Source organism: Microbacterium sp. Bi128 (assembly GCF_918698205.1).
On record NZ_CAKKMM010001608.1, the window covers coordinates 1 to 1092 of the forward strand.

Below are 1092 nucleotides of genomic sequence, written 5' to 3' on the forward strand. Positions count from 1 at the left end.
GGCGTAGCCGATGCTGGAGGGCGCGCCGTCGGTGGAGATCCAGAGGTTGCCCACGGAATCGAAGGCCACGTTGTCCGGGCAGGAGATCGGTGAGACCTGGCTGGCAGGGAACCCGGCGAAGTAGGTGGCGGAGTTCTTGGCCGGATCGCCGCAGACCATCAGCAGGTTCCAGCCAAACGTTGTGGAGCTCTGGTCCCCGGTCTCGGTGATTTCGACGATGTGGCCGTCGCGGTTGAGGGTACGGGGGTTGACCTCGGTGGCACCTTCCTTGCCGGGCTTGCCGCGGTCCGCGTTGTTGGTGCAGACCACGTAGACCTTGCCGGTGTGCGGGCTGGGCTGGACGTCCTCGCAGCGGTCCATCTTGGTGGGGCCCACCTTGTCGGCGGCGAGGCGGGTGTACACCAGTACCTCTTCCACGGACATCCCGGCCACCTTGGACTGTCCGCCCACCACGAGGGGCAGCCAAACACCGGCGCCGTCGAAGGCGCCGTCGGCCGGAAGCTTGCCCGCGCCGTCGAACCCGTCGGCAGGGGAATTGCCGGTGAACTTCGCGACGTACAGGTCGCCTTCCGAGAGCAGCGTGAGGTTGTTCCTGCGGTCCTCCGCCGTCTTTCCGGGCCGGTAGGTGCCGGCCGAAACGAACTTGTACAGGTAGTCGAAGCGCTCGTCGTCGCCCATATAGGCCACCACGTGACCGGACTTGGCGACGATCACGTTGGCGCCCTCGTGCTTGAAGCGGCCCATCGCGGAGTGCTTGCGGGGCGTGGAGGAGGGATCGAAGGGATCCACTTCCACGATCCAGCCGAAGCGGTTGGCCTCGTTCTGATATCCGGGGTTGCGGGTGTCGAAGCGCGGGTCATCGAGTTCCCACTGGCGGGCAGTGGGCTTGCTGGTCAGGCCGTAGCGCTTGTCGGCGTCGGAGGTTCCGGGCGCGGCGAAGTAGCCGTTGAAGTTTTCCTCTCCGGAGAGGATCGTGCCCCACGGGGTGGTGCCCCCGGAGCAGTTGCCCAGGGTGCCCTGGATGGCCCCGCCGGAGGGGTCGGCGGCGGTCTTCAGCAGCGGGGACCCGGCGGCGGGGCCGTCGAGCTCGTA

At 67.4% G+C, this 1092-nt stretch carries 1 protein-coding gene; it reads right to left on the bottom strand.

Annotated elements, in window-relative coordinates; all coding sequences use genetic code 11:
* Positions 1 to 1092 (bottom strand): PhoX family phosphatase (locus LQV45_RS34905; RefSeq protein ID WP_230012551.1); only part of this gene is annotated, 1092 nt, incomplete at both ends.